General features: G+C 71.0%; 17 protein-coding genes. 6 read left to right on the forward strand and 11 right to left on the reverse strand.

Features of this window, described 5'->3' with window-relative positions; translation table 11 throughout:
- Nucleotides 1-146: 146 nt before the first annotated feature.
- The 5 genes from CRV15_RS09695 to CRV15_RS09715 form a co-directional block, all read right to left on the reverse strand.
- On the reverse strand, nt 147-1,328 hold the full coding sequence (locus CRV15_RS09695) for a glutathionylspermidine synthase family protein (RefSeq protein WP_003958605.1): 1,182 nt from the start codon (nt 1,326-1,328) through the stop codon (nt 147-149).
- A 49-nt stretch (nt 1,329-1,377) separates the two neighbouring features.
- Nucleotides 1,378-1,668 carry a hypothetical protein gene (locus CRV15_RS09700; protein WP_003958607.1) on the reverse strand — a complete coding sequence of 97 codons (291 nt, stop codon included), beginning with the start codon at nt 1,666-1,668 and terminating at the stop codon, nt 1,378-1,380.
- A 174-nt stretch (nt 1,669-1,842) separates the two neighbouring features.
- A complete protein-coding gene (gene pdxR / locus CRV15_RS09705; RefSeq protein WP_003958609.1) occupies nt 1,843-3,282 on the reverse strand; it encodes a MocR-like pyridoxine biosynthesis transcription factor PdxR in 1,440 nt (479 codons plus the stop codon).
- Nucleotides 3,283-3,495: 213 nt separating this feature from the next.
- Nucleotides 3,496-3,684 carry a DUF397 domain-containing protein gene (locus CRV15_RS09710; protein ID WP_003958610.1) on the reverse strand — a complete coding sequence of 63 codons (189 nt, stop codon included), beginning with the start codon at nt 3,682-3,684 and terminating at the stop codon, nt 3,496-3,498.
- The gene (locus tag CRV15_RS09715; protein ID WP_003958611.1) at nt 3,681-4,493 is read right to left on the reverse strand and encodes a helix-turn-helix domain-containing protein; all 813 of its coding nucleotides are present in this window, start codon (nt 4,491-4,493) and stop codon (nt 3,681-3,683) included. Before CRV15_RS09715 ends, CRV15_RS09710 begins: the two co-directional genes overlap by 4 nt.
- A gap of 345 nt (nt 4,494-4,838) precedes the next feature.
- Here CRV15_RS09715 and CRV15_RS09725 point away from each other — a divergent pair, with 345 nt between their 5' ends.
- Nucleotides 4,839-5,264 carry a hypothetical protein gene (locus CRV15_RS09725; RefSeq protein WP_003958613.1) on the forward strand — a complete coding sequence of 142 codons (426 nt, stop codon included), beginning with the start codon at nt 4,839-4,841 and terminating at the stop codon, nt 5,262-5,264.
- 74 nt (nt 5,265-5,338) lie between these two features.
- Here CRV15_RS09725 and CRV15_RS09730 read toward each other — a convergent pair whose 3' ends face one another.
- On the reverse strand, nt 5,339-5,536 hold the full coding sequence (locus tag CRV15_RS09730) for a DUF397 domain-containing protein (protein WP_003961564.1): 198 nt from the start codon (nt 5,534-5,536) through the stop codon (nt 5,339-5,341).
- The gene (locus CRV15_RS09735) at nt 5,536-6,375 is read right to left on the reverse strand and encodes a helix-turn-helix domain-containing protein (RefSeq protein WP_003958615.1); all 840 of its coding nucleotides are present in this window, start codon (nt 6,373-6,375) and stop codon (nt 5,536-5,538) included. The genes CRV15_RS09730 and CRV15_RS09735 overlap by 1 nt, the downstream gene beginning before the upstream one ends.
- Before the next feature lie 331 nt (nt 6,376-6,706).
- On the opposite strand from CRV15_RS09735, the gene CRV15_RS37385 reads away from it, so the two are divergent.
- The 3 genes from CRV15_RS37385 to CRV15_RS09750 all read left to right on the forward strand — a co-directional run bounded on the left by CRV15_RS37385 (nt 6,707) and on the right by CRV15_RS09750 (nt 8,201).
- On the forward strand, nt 6,707-6,838 hold the full coding sequence (locus CRV15_RS37385) for a hypothetical protein (protein WP_003961562.1): 132 nt from the start codon (nt 6,707-6,709) through the stop codon (nt 6,836-6,838).
- 81 nt (nt 6,839-6,919) lie between these two features.
- Nucleotides 6,920-7,441, forward strand: coding sequence for a carboxymuconolactone decarboxylase family protein (locus CRV15_RS09745; RefSeq protein WP_003958618.1), 522 nt, complete (start codon nt 6,920-6,922; stop codon nt 7,439-7,441).
- 22 nt (nt 7,442-7,463) lie between these two features.
- A complete protein-coding gene (locus CRV15_RS09750; RefSeq protein WP_003958619.1) occupies nt 7,464-8,201 on the forward strand; it encodes an isocitrate lyase/PEP mutase family protein in 738 nt (245 codons plus the stop codon).
- Between the two features lie 96 nt (nt 8,202-8,297).
- On the opposite strand, the gene CRV15_RS09755 is transcribed toward CRV15_RS09750, so the two are convergent.
- From CRV15_RS09755 to CRV15_RS09770, 4 genes are all read right to left on the reverse strand, one after another.
- On the reverse strand, nt 8,298-9,287 hold the full coding sequence (locus tag CRV15_RS09755; RefSeq protein WP_003958620.1) for a malate dehydrogenase: 990 nt from the start codon (nt 9,285-9,287) through the stop codon (nt 8,298-8,300).
- 254 nt (nt 9,288-9,541) lie between these two features.
- Nucleotides 9,542-10,603, reverse strand: a complete 1,062-nt coding sequence (locus CRV15_RS09760) for a helix-turn-helix domain-containing protein (protein ID WP_003961560.1) — start codon at nt 10,601-10,603, stop codon at nt 9,542-9,544.
- Nucleotides 10,604-10,905: 302 nt separating this feature from the next.
- Complete coding sequence (locus tag CRV15_RS09765; RefSeq protein ID WP_009997349.1) at nt 10,906-11,826, reverse strand: DUF3017 domain-containing protein; 921 nt, start codon at nt 11,824-11,826, stop codon at nt 10,906-10,908.
- 19 nt (nt 11,827-11,845) lie between these two features.
- Nucleotides 11,846-12,709 carry a bifunctional methylenetetrahydrofolate dehydrogenase/methenyltetrahydrofolate cyclohydrolase gene (locus CRV15_RS09770; RefSeq protein WP_003961558.1) on the reverse strand — a complete coding sequence of 288 codons (864 nt, stop codon included), beginning with the start codon at nt 12,707-12,709 and terminating at the stop codon, nt 11,846-11,848.
- A gap of 312 nt (nt 12,710-13,021) precedes the next feature.
- On the opposite strand from CRV15_RS09770, the gene CRV15_RS09775 reads away from it, so the two are divergent.
- A complete protein-coding gene (locus CRV15_RS09775; protein WP_003961557.1) occupies nt 13,022-13,651 on the forward strand; it encodes a hypothetical protein in 630 nt (209 codons plus the stop codon).
- A gap of 496 nt (nt 13,652-14,147) precedes the next feature.
- Nucleotides 14,148-15,557, forward strand: coding sequence for a protein kinase domain-containing protein (locus CRV15_RS09780; RefSeq protein ID WP_003961556.1), 1,410 nt, complete (start codon nt 14,148-14,150; stop codon nt 15,555-15,557).
- Nucleotides 15,558-15,857 lie beyond the last annotated feature (300 nt).

Consider the following 15,857-nt stretch of genomic DNA (forward strand, 5'->3'; position numbering starts at 1 on the left):
AGCCGCCGACCGGCCGGGGGGTGAGCCGTGGACCGGACCATGGACGAGAGCCGCGAACCAGCCCGGGCGGGGCGAGCGCCGACCGGTCAGGGAATGAGCCCTGGACCGGTCAACGGGTGAGCCGGGGGCCGGGGGCCGGGGGCCGGTCAGAGGATCACATGCGGGACGAATCGCGCATAGGTGTCCGTGACCGGCCCGGCGGACTCCCGGATGCCGAGCCCGGCGGCCTCGTCCTCGACCACCCACGCCCCGAGCACCGTCCGGTTCCCGTCGAAGTCGGGCAGCGGGGCCAGCTCCTGGTAGACGCAGGGCTCGTCCCGCCGGACGGGCGGCGCGCCCGGCGGGTGCAGGGTGACCCCCGCGCCCTCGCGGCCGAGCAGCGGTTTGGCGGCGTAGCCGCCCTCGGCCGCGAGTCCGCGCGGCCCGTCGAGATGGGCGGCGAGCAGATTCGGGTGCCCGGGGTACAGCTCCCAGAGGATGGCCAGCAGCGCCTTGTTGGACAGCAGCATCTTCCAGGCGGGCTCGATCCAGCAGGTCGTCCCGGTGCCGCCGCCGTTGTCGAGGGTATCCAGGACCCGCGGGCCGAAGCGGTCCGTGGCCAGCCACTCCCAGGGGTAGAGCTTGAAGCAGGTGCGGATGAAGCGGAGCCGGTCGTCGACGAAGCGCCCGGAGAGCCGGTCCCAGCCGATCCGTTCCACCGACAGCGCCTCGGTGTCGAGTCCGGCCTGCTGGGCGGTCTCCCGCAGATAGGCGACGGTCATCAGGTCCTCGCCCAGCTCGTCCGCGTCGGTGTGGGCGAAGTGGACCGGGCCCGGCGGCAGCAGCGGGGCCTGTCGGCGCCAGGCGTCGACGAGCCGTTCATGGAGGGAGTTCCACTGGTCGGCGCCGGGGAACCGTTCCTCCATCCAGAACCACTGCGGGCTCGCCGCCTCGACCAGCGAGGTCGGGGTGTCGGCGTTGTACTCCAGCAGTTTGGCCGGTCCGGTGCCGTCGTAGCGCAGGTCGAAGCGGCCGTAGAGCGAGGGCAGCTCGGCCCGCCGCCGCCAGGACTCGGAGACCAGCGCGGCGAGCCGGGGATCGGTGATCCCCAGCTCGGCGAGGCGGTCGCGGTCCACGATGTGCGCGGCGGCGGCCAGGCACATGGCGTGCAGCTCCTCGACGACCTCCTCCAGCGCCTCGATCTCGGGCAGGGAGAACGTGTAGTAGGCGCTCTCGTCCCAGTAGGGCCGCAGCGAGCCGTCGGGGTGGCGGGTGAGGGGGTAGACGCACCCCTGTTCCTCGACGGTCTCCTGCCAGCCCGGCCGGGGCTCGATGGTGTGTCGTCTCATCGGGTCGTCTCCGGTGTCACATCGTCTCCGGTGTCACGGCGCCGACCGCTCAGCCGCCGCCGGAGCCCGAGCCGGAGCAGCCGAACCCGCCGCGTTCGACGGCCTTCTCCTTCTCGAAGCTGCCGTCCGTCACGGTGCCGCCGGTGACGTCGCCGCCGTAGTAGTAGCGGCCGGTCCCGGTGGGGGCGTCGCAGTCGTAGCTGGGGAGCTGGGCCAGGGTGACCGGGTCGGCGCAGCGCCGGTCGGGTTCCTTGTCCGAGCCGCAGGAGGTGATCGTCAGCGCGAGCACCCCCATACCGCCGAGCACCACCGTGCTGGACCTCAGTCTGCGCCGTGCCATCAGCCACCCGCCCCCGTCCGTCTGAAGATCGATGCGTTGATCGATGCCTTGTTCGGCCGTCAGACTAGTGGGGCGTACGGGGCCCGTTTCCCCGTCGGTCCGCCGTCATCCCCTTTGCGGGGATTCACCCCTCTCGGAGCCTCTGATTCCGGGGATGGGCGGGGCCGGGAGCGGTCAGGGCAGCGCCCGGCAGAGCGCCGCCAGCGCGCCCGGCCAGGCGCTGTCGCTCGGGCGCCCGTACCCGACCACCAGCGCGTCCCCGCCGTCCGGCGCGTCCGGGTGCCGGAAGCGGGACAGCCCCTCCAGCGCGAGCCCCTGCCAGGCCGCCGCCCGGATCACGGACGGCTCGGTGCCCCGGGGGAGTTCCAGCACGGCGTGCAGCCCCGCCGCGATCCCGCTGACCCGGATGTCCGGCGCGTGTTCGGCCAGCGCCGCGACGAGCTGGTCCCGGCGGCTGCGGTAGCGCAGCCGCACCGCCCGGACATGGCGGTCGTACGCGCCCGACGCGAGGAACTCCGCGAGCGTGAGCTGGTCGGGGGCGCCGAGTGCCCAGTCCGTGCGCCTGCGGGTGGTCTTGGCCCGCAGCACCTCGTCCACCAGGTGCTCCGGCAGCACCATCCAGCCCAGCCGCAGCCCCGGGGCGAGGGACTTGCTCGCCGTGCCGAGGTAGACGACCCGTTCGGGGTCGAGCCCCTGGAGCGCCCCGACCGGACGGCGGTCGTAGCGGAACTCGCCGTCGTAGTCGTCCTCCAGGAGCAGCCCGCCCGTGCGCCGCGCCCAGTCGACGACGGCGACCCGGCGGTCGGGGTGCAGGGGCAGCCCCAGCGGGAACTGGTGCGCGGGGGTGAGCAGCACCGCGCCCGCGCCGTCCGTCAGGGCGCCGTCGACCCGGGTGCCGAGGTCGTCGTGCCCGAGCGGGCGGGTGCGCAGACCGTGGTCGTCCAGGGTGTCCCAGTGCAGGTCGAGCCCGTGCGACTCCACGGCGACCGAGCGTGTCCGGCGTCCCCGCAGCACCTTCGCCATCAGCGTCAGTCCGTGCAGGAAGCCGGAGCAGACCAGAATCCGGTCCGGGTGCGTGACGACGCCCCGGGTCCGGGCCAGATACTCGGCGAGCGCGGCCCGCAGCTCGGGCCTGCCCCGGGGGTCCCCGTAGCCGAACGCCTCGTCCGGCGCGGCCGTGAGCGCCCGGCGAGCGGCCCGCAGCCACTCCGCCCGGGGAAACGAGGACAGATCGGGCGTCCCCGCCCGCAGATCGTGCCTCGGCCCACCGCGCTCCGCCCGCACCCGCGCGGCGGGCCCGCCCCGCCGCACCCCCCGCCCGACGGGCGCGGACTGCGGCGCGACCCGGGTCCCCGACCCCTGACGCGCGACGAGCCTTCCCTCCGCGACGAGTTCGGCGTACGCCTCGGCGACGGTGTTCCGCGCCACCCCGAGATCGACGGCGAGCACCCGCGACGACGGCAACCGCGTCCCCGGCGCCAGCCGCCCACTCCGCACGGCCTCCCGCAACGCCTCCACCAGCCCGGCCCGCAACCGGGGCCCGCGCACCTCCAGATGCAGATCGGCCCCGATCCCGGCGCCGCGCGAAGTGGCTGCCGCCCGGGGTTCCGTCATGGGGAGGGACGATACCGCCGGGTCACGCGACGGCGGGCGGGGCCCATGGCGGAGCTGACCGGACCACGATCAGACGGTGTACGCCCCGTGCGGGATCACCGGCTCCCAGACCGCCTTAAAGGCCGTCGCGCACTGAGCCGCGACGGCGTCGGTCGGACTCCGCGACACGGAGCGCCCCCGGAGAAGCGGGACCACCCACCACAAGCGGTTGATTCAGAGCGAGTCGACTTGCGCGACGAAAGCGGACCAGGCACCGGCCTGAGCCTGTATCTCCGGCCGGTCGCGGTCCTTGCTGTCGCGGACACGGACGACACCGGGAAGGCCCTGGCCTGAGACCTTGACTTCGACACAGTTGTCATTGCTTCCACTGTAGGAGCTGATGTGCCAGTCGGACTGTGTCATCGGTGCTTCCTTCGCGCGTCCCTCATGACCTGAGCCGACGCCTCGGTGTCCAACGCGCCGGCCTGGAGCTGATCGTAGATCCTCTGGAACCTATCGACGTCGTCGGGCTCTTGGTAGTACGCACCCGTGTTGAACCCCTCGGCATAGGCAGAACGCTCCCCTTCCGGGGCCGTCAGCAGACTGATGGAGCCCGGGATCGCAGGCTTGTTCAGCGGCAGGATCTGGATGTTGATGTTGGGGTGCCCGACCATCACCAGCAGATGATCGATCTGTGCGGCCATCGTCTCAGGGCTGCCGTGCCCCTGCACGAGTGCTGTCTCGTAGAGCACCACCCATAGCCAGGGAGGGTTGGGGCGCCCAAAGATGGTCTGCCGCTCGATGCGCCTGACGACGGCGTCCTCAAGGTCTGCGGACCTCTCGGGGTAGTCGATCCCCATCAGGGCCCTGGCATACGGCTCGACTTGGAGCAGCCCGGGAACGGCGAGCGAAAACTCATGGATGGCGCGGGCCGTCGCCTGAGCCCTGAGGAATCGCTTCGCGTAGTCCTTGAAAGCCTCGGCCTTGATCAGTGGCCACAGCTCGGTCAGCGAGCCATTCGCCCTCAGGACGACGTCAAGCTGCTCCGTCAGACGCCGCCCAGGGGGGTCGTTGGCGGTCTCGATCTGGGTGATCCGACCGGGGCCGACGAACACCTTCTCGGCAAGCTCCTCAACGGACCACCCCAAAGCCAGCCTGAGCTTTCGAATCCTCGCGCCCAACAGGTCTTCCACGCTCTTTTCCGGCGTCAACTCCTTCGGCGGCCTGGCCATCGGCTCCCCCCGTTTATTCGGTTTCGGGAACCGAAGATATTACCCCTGGTGATCAGAGCACTACGCAAGTCACGGTGGGGTGAACGGGGCGCCCGGAGAGGCGGGCTCTGGAGCACCACTCACCTCATGGAGAAAGGGCCAGGTCATGGGCGGCATCGAAAGATTGTTCAACACTCGTTTCGGTGACGAGGACGACGACAGCGATCTCCAGGACGACGGCGGGGCCGGAGGCTGCGGCGACGGCGACGGGTGCGGGCGCCAGTGACCCGCTAGTCTCCGCACACCAGTGAACGGAGGGCGACCCCCGGCACGGGGGCCGCCCTTCCCGGGCCGGAGGAAAAATCATTGAAAGGTCCAGTCCACCATCACGCCTACACCTGGATCGGGAGCGGCTCCGATTACGGCACGGACTCATTGCGCCGTCCGACGAACGCACAGTTCAGCACATTGAGCGTCGCCCCTATCGAGCCTGCGAACTGGCTCCTCAAGTCGCCCAAGATGATCAAGGGGACATTCACCGAAGCTGCTGCTGCCCTCGCCTGGTTCGAGGAACAGATCAGGGCGTACGCCCAGAGCTTCGACTCGGACTATCAGAAGTCGGAGGCAGCGATCAGGTCTCATGTCGACGGCGCCCAGGAGTCCATCAAGATCCAACGCGACGCCGTGGGCGGGTGGTGGATGAATGGCGGATCTTCGTTCTACTCGGTTCAGCTTGTAGCCTGCCCGAACTTCTTCCGCCTGGAGTACGCCTGTCCTCAGCCTCCGGGCTGACCGAGGGGGCGTGACGCCAACAGACAGCCCCGCGCCCTCCGTTGCCGAGGGGGCGGGGCTGTGCTGTGCGCTCGTTACAGAGCTGCCTCACGAGCCATGGTCACCAGACCCGCGAACGCCTCGGAGGACACCATCAGAACGGGGCCGTCGGCGCACTTGCTGTCCCTGACAGGGACGACACCCGCAGCGGAGGCGTACGAGGGAGCCCACTCGACACAAGTACCGCCGTTACCGCTGTACGAGGACTTGATCCAGTTAAGGGGTTCGGTCATCACGAGGTGCCCTTTCGTACCTGGTTGATCACGGCCACAGACTCCGCCTGCGACAGCGCTTCCGTCTGTAGCTGATGGTAGGCCCTCATCAGCGGCGCCACAGAAGTGATCTCACGATCCAGGTAGCCCCGAGCCTGGGACTCGACATACGCGACCACGGAGCGGTCCGCCAGCGTCAGCAAGTTCACTGATCGGTTGAACGGCCGCAGCTCCCCCATGACGAACGGAGCGATGTGAAGCGAGGTGTTGGGCTGCTCGGCGAACTCGATCAATCGCGCCAACTGCCGCTCCATGACCTCAAGCCCGCCGATGCAATGACGAATACAGCTCTCGTCCAGCACCGCGATCATCATGGGCGGTAGAGGGCGCACGAGCGCGGCCTGGCGCCGTATCAAGTAGTCGACTCGCTCAGTGGCCTGCTCGGCCGTAATACTTCCCCGCTTGACGTTGCCCGCCTCAACGGCTGCCGCGTACTCACTCGTCTGGAGCGGACCAGGAACCAGGCCCACATCGAACAGCCGGATTTCCGCCGCAGTGGCCTCCTTCCCGACGTACTCCGGAAAGCCTTCTACCAGCGCCCCGTTCTCGATCTCGTTCCACTGGCGTTCGAACGTGTCGAGTGTGCCTTCGAGACCGAAGGCGATGTCCAAGGCGCGCGCGACTGGAAGAGTCGGCGGCTTATTGGCAGTTTCGATCGCCGAGATGTGCCTGCCTGAGTAGCCCATCCGGGCGGCCAGCTCGTCCTGCGTCCACTTGCGTGCCTCGCGCAACCTGCGGACACGCACTCCGAACCGTTCCTGCGGACTTCCGTCGGGGTTCAACTTCTTTCGGTTTACCAACGTGCTCTCCACCCAGCGAACGTTGAAGGGAATTCCGACCCTAGGCCATCCTGAGGCCCGTCGGTAGCGGAATCGCTACACAGCGCAGTGGCACACGCGTTCCCTGCGGAAGCGTCAACTCCCCTTCCGGCAAAAGCATGTTGGCACCAACGAATTCCCACCCCCACGTTCAACTCCCCAACCGGAGGTTGGCAATGCGTCAGCCCTATCGCATGGAACTGGAGTTCAACCCCTTCGACTTCGGCCCCTGCGAGTGCCCCATGATCAATTGCCCGCTCAGGCCGAGCCCCCCTCAGGACGAGCCGCCCCCACCGGAATCGAAAGGCTTTCCGTGCGACCCCGAAAGTCCAAACGGCACTCCATAACGAGCGCCCTGATGACCTTCTCCCTGTGGGCCCTCACCCTGGGGGTCATCGCCTCCGGGGTCGCGCGGGAGCTGGATACGCTCCGTCTGCCCACCTAGCGGGCCCCATCCGAGTGGCCCAAGATCCTGGCGGCGGAATGGACCACACCTCCGTGTCACTTCCGCCCTAGGTTCGACGGCATGAGCACTGAACCGAACACCACGGACACCGCCGCCACCAGGAACCCCGAGGAGCCGCCCCGGCTCGACTGGACCGAGCCGGCGCCGGATCTCTACAAGGCGATGGTCCGGCTGGACCGGGTCGCGCGGGAGGGCGTCGACCCCGTGCTGCTGGAGCTGGTCAAGATCCGGGCCTCGCAGCTCAACCGCTGCGCCTTCTGCCTCGACATGCACAGCAAGGACGCCCTGGCCGCCGGGGAGTCCGTCGAGCGGATCGTCCAGCTCTCCGCGTGGCAGGAGTCACGGCACTTCTACACCGCCAAGGAGATCGCCGCGCTCGAACTGACCGAGGCGGTCACCGTGCTGACCGACGGCTTCGTCCCGGACGAGGTATATGCGAGAGCCCGCGCGGCCTTCGACGAGACGGAGCTGGCCCGGCTGGTCGGGGCCATCATCGTGATCAACGCGTGGAACCGCTTCGGGGTGACCTTCCGGCTGACGCCCGGTCACTACACCCCCGGCCAGTACCAGCACGCACACTGACCCCATGGAGCCCACACACCACATGACCGCCGTCGAGACTTTCCGCGCGCTCCACCACGGCCGGTCCGCCGCCGACCCCCTCGTCCTGCCCGGCCCCTGGGACGCGGCGAGCGCCCGCGCCTTCGCCGACGCGGGCTTCCCGGCGCTGGCGACCCCCAGCGCCGGGGTGGCGGCCTCGCTCGGCTACACGGACGGCCAGACTCCGGCCGACGAGATGTTCGCAGCGGTGGCCCGGATCGCGCGGGCGGTGGACATCCCCGTCTCCGCCGATGTCGAGTCCGGGTACGGGCTGCCGCCCAAGGAACTGGTGGCGCGGCTGCTGGAGGCGGGGGCCGTCGGCTGCAATCTGGAGGACTCCACCGGTCCGGACCACGCCCTGCGCGACCCCCGCGCGCACGCCGACTGGCTGGCGGAGGTCCGCGCGGAAGCGGGCGCCGCGCTCTTCGTCAACGCCCGGGTGGACTCCTTCCTGGGCCGGACCGCCGACCCGGCCGAGGCCATCACGCGCGCCCGGCTCTATGTCGCGGCCGGAGCCGACTGCGTCTATCCGATCCTCATGCCGCCCGCCCATCTGCCCCGGTTCCGCGCGGAGGTCGAAGGACCGGTCAACGCCCTTCCGCTCGCGCCCCGGGACACCCCGGCGGAGCTGGGGCGGCTGGGCGCCACCCGGATCACCTTCGGGCCGCGTCTCCAGCGGTGGACGGCCGGCGCGGTGGCCTCGATGGCGGAGCGGCTGCGGGAGGGAACCGTCCCCGAGTGACCGCAGGGTCCCGTTCCACCACCGTTCCAGGAACGCGAACCGCCCCCGCCGCCCGGGAAAGGGCGACGGGGGCGGAACGGAACAGAACGGGCCGGATCAGATCAGGCCGAGCGCGCGCACCGCGTCGCGCTCCTCCGCCAGCTCCTGCACGGAGGCGTCGATCCGGGTCCGGGAGAACTCGTTGATCTCCAGGCCCTGGACGATCTCGTAGCGGCCGTCCTTCACGGTGACCGGGAAGGAGGAGATCAGGCCCTCCGGGACGCCGTAGGAGCCGTCCGACGGGATACCCATCGAGGTCCAGTCGCCCTCGGCGGTGCCGTTGACCCACGTGTGGACGTGGTCGATCGCGGCGTTGGCGGCGGACGCGGCGGAGGACGCGCCCCGCGCCTCGATGATCGCCGCACCGCGCTTGGCGACGGTCGGGATGAACGTGTCGGCCAGCCACGCCTGGTCGTTCACGACCTCGGCGGCGTTCTTGCCCGCGATCTCCGCGTGGAAGATGTCCGGGTACTGAGTGGCCGAGTGGTTGCCCCAGATCGTCAGCCGCTTGATGTCGGCCACGGTCGTACCGGTCTTCGCGGCGAGCTGCGAGAGGGCGCGGTTGTGGTCGAGACGGGTCATCGCGGTGAAGCGCTCCGCCGGTACGTCCGGGGCGGCGGCCTGCGCGATCAGCGCGTTGGTGTTGGCCGGGTTGCCGACGACGAGCACCTTGATGTCGTCCGCCGCGTGGTCGTTGATGGCCTTGCCCTGCGGCTTGAAGATGCCGCCGTTGGCCTCCAGCAGGTCACCGCGCTCCATGCCCTTGGTGCGGGGGCGGGCGCCGACCAGCAGGGCGACGTTCGCACCGTCGAAGGCCACGTTCGGGTCGTCGGTGATGTCGATGCCGCGCAGCAGCGGGAAGGCGCAGTCGTCCAGCTCCATGGCGGTGCCCTGGGCGGCGCCGAGAGCCGGGGTGATCTCCAGAAGGCGCAGCTTGACCGGAACGTCCGGGCCGAGCAGATGGCCGGAGGCGATACGGAACAGCAGCGCGTAACCGATCTGGCCGGCCGCGCCGGTCACGGTGACGTTGACGGGAGTGCGGGTCATGGCGATCTCCGTAAGACAGCTGGCGTTGGGGGTCCCTGCCCCAGGGTCCGAACGCCCCTCCGCATCACGTCGAGCGACCACTCCACGGCTCCCGCGCCCCGGGACAGATCCCGTGAACACGCGGTGACGCGAACCAACCAATCTTGATGTGAAGAGACATCCAGCGGTCAGGCTATCCGACCCCGTCCGCCCGTCGCCCCCGGACCCTTGTGGCGCGGATCACGCCCGGCGCCGGGTGGCCCCGCCCCGGCTCATCACTCGTCCGTGCAGGTCTTCCCGCCGGTCGCCTTCACCGTCGCGCAGGCGGTCGCCGTCGCGCCCTCGGGCACCGAGGTCATCGCCGTGAACGCGTTGCCGCCCGCGTCGACGACACCCTTCTGGAGTCCCGCGCCGCCGGTGCTGACGTCCAGGGTGTCGCCCGGGGTCGCCTCGGTGATCCGGGCCCACGCGGCACGGCACGCCTTGCTGTAGCGGACCTCCATCGTGGCCCCGCCCACCTTCGCGGAGGAGACCGTGGTGGCGAGGGTGCCGCCGCAGCCCATGGCCTCCGGGTTCGACCCGGTGCAGGAGTCGCCGGTGCACTTGGTGTCGGCGGACGCGGAGGCGTCGTCGGCCGCCGTCCCCGGGGCCGCGCCCGCGTCCGCGTTGTCCTTGGCGGTGTTCTTGATCTCGTCCTTGTCCGGTGCGGCGGCGGACCCGGCGGAGGAGCCCGTCAGCGGCTTCGTCGCGGACGCGGGCTCGGCGTTCTTGTCGTCGCCCCCGCCGAGCAGGACGATCAGCGCGGCGACGACGGCCAGCGCGCCCACGCCGACCGCTCCCGCGAGGAGCCTGCCGCCCTTGCGTCCGCCGCCGTTCCCGCGCCCGCCGGTCCGGTGTCCGCTGTTTCTGTGGCCGCCACCGCTCTTGCGTCCCCCGGCGGCCCGGCGTCCGCCCCGGCCCGGACCGCCGGGGGACGCCGGGTCCTGCGCGCTGGGCTCGGGCACCCCCAGCGCCGCGCGGGCCTGGGATATCCGTATCTGTTCCATCGTGCGGTCGTGCCGGGCCTCGGCGCGGCTCCAGGCCCGCTCAGCCAGCTCCCACAGGGTGGTGAGGTGGAACGGGTCGTTCCCGGTCGCCTCGGCGAGCGCGACGATCGCGCCCTTCGGCGCCAGAATCCGCCCGTTGAGATAGCGCTCCCACGAGGTCTTGCTGTACCCCGTGCGGTCCGAGACGGCGGCGATGCCCAGACCGCTGCGGTCGACGAGCCGCCGAAGCTGCTCGACGAAGTCCCGGACTTCCGGATCGAGATCTTCCGGAAGCGCCTTCCAACGAGCCATGGTGGCTGTACCCCCCTCTGTCCCCCGGCCGCGGCTCTCCGCCCCCGCGTCCGTGCGCCCTGGCCCACCCCGGGCCGCCGCCTCAGTGTCCCATTCGGGAGGTGCGCGTTCCCACTGTCCTCGGATGCCGACGGAGTAACGGATTCCGACGCCCGGCCGACGGCGCCTGCCCGATAGAGGGGACGGATCGACGGGGGCGGGTCCATGCGACGGACCCGCCCCTTCCGGCGGAAGGAACGGGTCCGGTGGACGGAACGATCCGGTGGACGGAACGGTCCGGTCGCTGCGGGACGGCGGTCGGCTCAGCGGCCGACGAGGTAGCGCACCGACTCCTCCAGGAACGGCAGCTCCAGCCAGGGGTTCGGCTGGGCCACCAGCGCGAGCAGGGTGATCGCGACCCCCAGCACGCCGTACGTGATCATGTCGGTGAAGCGCGACCGCACGGCGAGCATGCCGACCGACGGCAGCACGCGCCGCAGCACGGCTCCCACGATCAGGGCGACGCCGATGAGGATCGTGCCGACGCGGAACGCCTCCGTGAAGAGGTCCAGGCCGACGATCATCAGACCGAGGCCGGTGAGGCCGATCACCACGAGCAGGGGCCACTGCCGGGCGGGCGCGGGCGCGTCACCGGGCGCGGCCCGGCCACCGCCCTCGGGCCGGGCGGTGTCCGTCGTCAGCGCCGGGGGACGCCGGGAGCCCGCCGACCCCGCCGGACGCTCCGGCCCATCCGTACCGTCCGCGTCGGCGGCGGCAGGGGCGGCAGCAGCGGCCCGGTCCCCGTCGTCGGCCGTGCCGGTATCGGCACCGGAGCCACCGTCCGAGGCGGCCGGAGCGGAGTCAGCGCCCGTGCCCGTACCTGTGTCCTTGTCCTTGCCGGACCCGCCACCGGAGCCCCCGGCCGGGCCGGAGCCCGTACCCGTGCCCTCGGGGGACCCGCCCGCCGGACCGGAATCCGCGCCCGCGTCGGCGCCCCCGTCCGTGCGAGCCGCCGCGCCGGTGCCGGAAGGAGCGGAGCCCGCGTCCGGACCCGCGTCCGCGTCGACACCGGCACCGGCACCCTCGTCCGCACCGGTCTCCGACGGCCCCTCTGCGGGCCGACCGTCACCGGACCGCGGCGCCGCAGCACGCTCCGGCTCCGGCGCGCCACCGGACCCGGCGCCCGCCGCGCCCGCGCGCTCCGCCTCGGCGGCCTCGCGGTCCTCGTTCATCCGTACGCCCATCAGGGCAGCCTCTCTCCCGTCAGCGCGCCTCGGCGACCGCGCGCTCCGCCGCCTCGACCACATTGACCAGGAGCTGCGCCCGGGTCATCGGACCGACGCCGCCGGGGTTCGGGGCCACCCAGCCCGCCACCTCGGCCACACCGGGGTGGACATCCCCCACGATCTTGCCGTTCTCGTCCCGGCTGACACCCACGTCCAGCACCACCGCGCCCGGCTTGACGTCCTCGGGCTTGATCAGGTGCGGTACGCCCGCCGCCGCGACGATGATGTCCGCCTGCCGCAGATGCGAGGCGAGGTCACGCGTCCCGGTGTGGCACTGCGTCACCGTCGCGTTCTCCGACCTGCGGGTGAGCACCAGCGGCATCGGACGTCCGATGGTGATCCCACGGCCGACCACGACCACGTGCGCGCCCTTGATCTCCACACCGTGGTGGCGCAGGAGCCGCACGATGCCGTACGGGGTGCACGGCAGCGGGCCCTCGACGCCGAGCACCAGCCGGCCCAGGCTCATCGGGTGCAGCCCGTCCGCGTCCTTCACCGGGTCCATCAGCTCCAGCACCCGATGGGCGTCGATGCCGTCGGGGAGCGGGAGCTGCACGATGTACCCGGTGCACTCCGGGTTCTCGTTCAGCTCCCGGACGACCGCCTCGATCTCCTCCTGCGTGGCGGTGGCGGGCAGCTCCCGCTGGATCGACGCGATGCCGACCTGGGCGCAGTCGCGGTGCTTGCCGTTCACGTACCAGCGGCTGCCCGGGTCGTCACCGACGAGCAGGGTGCCGAGACCCGGGGTCACCCCCTTCGCCTTGAGGGCCGCCACGCGGGCGGTCAGATCGGACTTGATCGCTGCTGCGGTGGCCTTGCCATCGAGAATGTGGGCGGTCATACCCCCATCCTGGCCGATGCACCCGCCCCGGTTCCAATCCCGTCCAGGAGCCCGGCCGCCGCGCGGAACCCTCCCGGCCGCCGCACCGGAAGGCGATGTTGCACTTGCACAACATCCCCTCTTCCCTCCCAAAACCGGCTGGACAAAATGTTGATCAAAAATCCACGATGACGGTGAAGAACTGTGGAAACAGCGGAGCGACCGTTCTGAACCGCTCAGCACCACCCGTATCCGCCCACTACCAGAACCGGGCCCGCCCGATTCCCGCACCGGCAGACTTCACACCGCGTCCCCGACAGAGGAATATCCGCCATGAGCTTCGGCGACCCGAACAACCCCTACGCCCCGCAGCAAGGAGGAGCGCCGGGACAGCAGCCCGGGCAGCCGGGCGCGGGCCATCCGTACCCGGGGCCGGGCTATCCGCAGCCGGGCCACGGTTATCCGCAGGCGCCCCCGCTCCAGCCGTACGGAGCCGGCGGGATCGGCGGACCCGGTGGTTTCGCCCCGATGGCGCCGCTCACCAAGCCGGGCACCGTCAAGGCGGCCCAGGTGCTGATGTGGGTCATCGTCGCCCTCCAGATACTCGGCGCCGTCGTGATGTTCGGACTCGGCGCCATGGTGGCCGAGGCGAAGAAGAGCACCGCCGCCGACGACGAAACGGCGAACCTCGCCGAGGAACTCGGCTTCGCCGAAGGGGTCTTCTACGCCTTCGGTGTCTTCGCGATCCTCTGGCTGATCGTCGCGGTCTTCCTGGCCACCCGGTTCAACTCGGGCGGCAACGGCATGCGGATCACGATCATGATCTTCGGCATCCTGACCGCCGTTCTCGCCCTCTACCCCTTCACCATCATGGGGCTGCTGCACCTGGTGCCCGCCATTCTGATCGCCGTTTTCACCGGCAATTCGAATGGTTCGGCCTGGTTCAACCGGCCCCGGCACTGAGACGACGACGGGGCCGGGCACCGTTCACCGGCCCCGACCGCCGTTCATCTGCGTTCACCTGCGTTCACCTGCGCTGCTCGGCGTTGAACGGCACTGAACGGCGCTGAACTCGATCTTCCGGAATCCGCTGAAATCCCCCGGCGATTCGCACTCGATGCGGATGCGAACACTCGGGCCGTCCCTCCCCGAGGCACCGGGACGCCCGCCGCGAGGCCCCGAATCCCCTGGGCCGACGGCCCCACTGGTCAACGCGTTGTCACAAAGCACGTTGTGCGGACGTTTATCGGGGGTTCCTACCCTGGCGACGACATCCCGTCGAGCGGAAGCAACCAGGGGAGGGGTCAGCCGTGCAGTACAGCGTCGTGGTGGCCGCACCGACCGGCCGCCGCAGTCGTGGTCCCTCGGCGAAACGACTCAGCACCTGTCCACAGGGCCGTGGCCGTGGCCACCGGGCCGCCCTCACCACCGTACCGCCGTCCGTCCCGGCGCCCGCCCGATGAGCCTCCACTTCGACTCCCTGGCCCTGCCGGTGCGCCCCGGCTATCGCGTGGGCCCGTGGGAGGTCGGAGAGCCGATCGCCACCAGCGCGTTCGCCACCGTCTACGCGGCCCACCGGACCCCGGAGCCCGGCACGGGCCAGTGGGGCCACTGGACCGTCCCCCTGTCGGCCGCGCTCAAGTTCCTCCCGCCCGGCACCCGTACCTCCGGCCAGCTCCAGCATCTGCGCAGAATCACCGAGCGCGAGACCTCGCTACTGCGCCGGACCGGCGAACCCCGGCTGATCCGCACCTACGAGATCCGCACGGTCGACGACCCCCGCGAACTCCTGCTGCACGGCGCCACCGCCCTCGTCATGGAACGGGCCGAACGCTCACTGGCCGATCTGCTGCGGCTCACCCCGCGCCCGGCCGAAGGCCCCGCCCTGCTCGCCCAGATCTGCGCCGGACTGCGCCAGCTCCACCACGCGGGCTGGGTGCACGGCGGCCTCAAACCCGGCAATGTGCTGCTGCTGCCCGACGGGACCGTACGGCTCGGCGACTTCCATCTCGCGACCGAGGGACGGCGCACCCCGGCGGGCACCACCCGGGCCTTCGGCTACGCCCCCGCGCTGACGACCACCGAGTGCACCGCCCCCGAACTGCTCTGGTCCGGTACCGGTGAACGGGTGCAGCCGCTGCGGCCCGCCGCCGACATCTGGGCCTTCGGGGTCCTCGCCCACCGGGTGCTCACCGGCGCGCTGCCGCTGCCCGGCGACACCCCCGGGACCCGCCGCGAGGCAACCGTCCAGTACGCGCGCGGCGAGGGCGGCCTGGAGCTGTCGCCCGAACTGCCGGAGAGCTGGCGGGGCATCGTCGGGGACTGTCTGGCCCGGGCCCCCGAGGCACGCGGGCGGCTCGACACCTCCGCCCTGCTGCGGCGGGTCGAGACGGCCGCGGGCACCGAACGCTCCCCCCGGCTGCCGCGAAGAACCCGGCTGCGGCCCCGGCTCCGCTCCGGAGCCCGGCTCGGGTCCACCCTGGGATGGAGCGCCGTGGCCGGGGTCGTGATCACCGGGATGCTGACGGGGCTGATGCTCCAGGACGCGCCGATCGCGAAGGCCGCGGGGTACGACCGCTGCGCCACGGGGGAACTCTGCTTCTTCAGCGAGCACAACGGCCAGGGCGAGATGTGCGCGTGGTACGAGGACGGACGCGACTGGCACCAGGAGATCAACACCTGTGCCTGGGGCCGGGAGACGGCGCCGCGCTCGGTGCTCAACAACGGGTACGAGGGCGAGCGGCCCGACGCCCGCTTCTACCAGCACAAGGACTTCAAGGAGCCGGTCGGCTGCCTTCAGCCGCTGGAACGGCGGAACCTGAACGGGAAGGTCATGATCCGGTCCGTGAAGTGGCTGCCGAGCTGCTGACGGGCGCGCAGCGCCGCCGACCCCGCCCGATGGCCTGCCCGGACGGCCGTCCGCCGTCTGTCCGCCGTCTGTCCACCATCCGGTCCGACGCCCGTCCGTGCCTGTCCGCCGTCTGACGCCGGTCCGGATGGCTCCGTCCGACGTTCCGTGTCCGACGTCCGTTTCCGGCGTCCTCCTGGCAGCCTCTGACGCCCGCTTGACGCCCCGTTCGCCACTCTGTTCGTCACAGCGTCAGGTATCGCGCCGCTATCGCGCCGCCCTATGTCACAGCGCCACCCGTCACGGCGTCCTATGTCACAG

The organism is Streptomyces clavuligerus, assembly GCF_005519465.1.
In the GTDB taxonomy this organism is placed as follows: Bacteria; Actinomycetota; Actinomycetes; order Streptomycetales; family Streptomycetaceae; genus Streptomyces; species Streptomyces clavuligerus.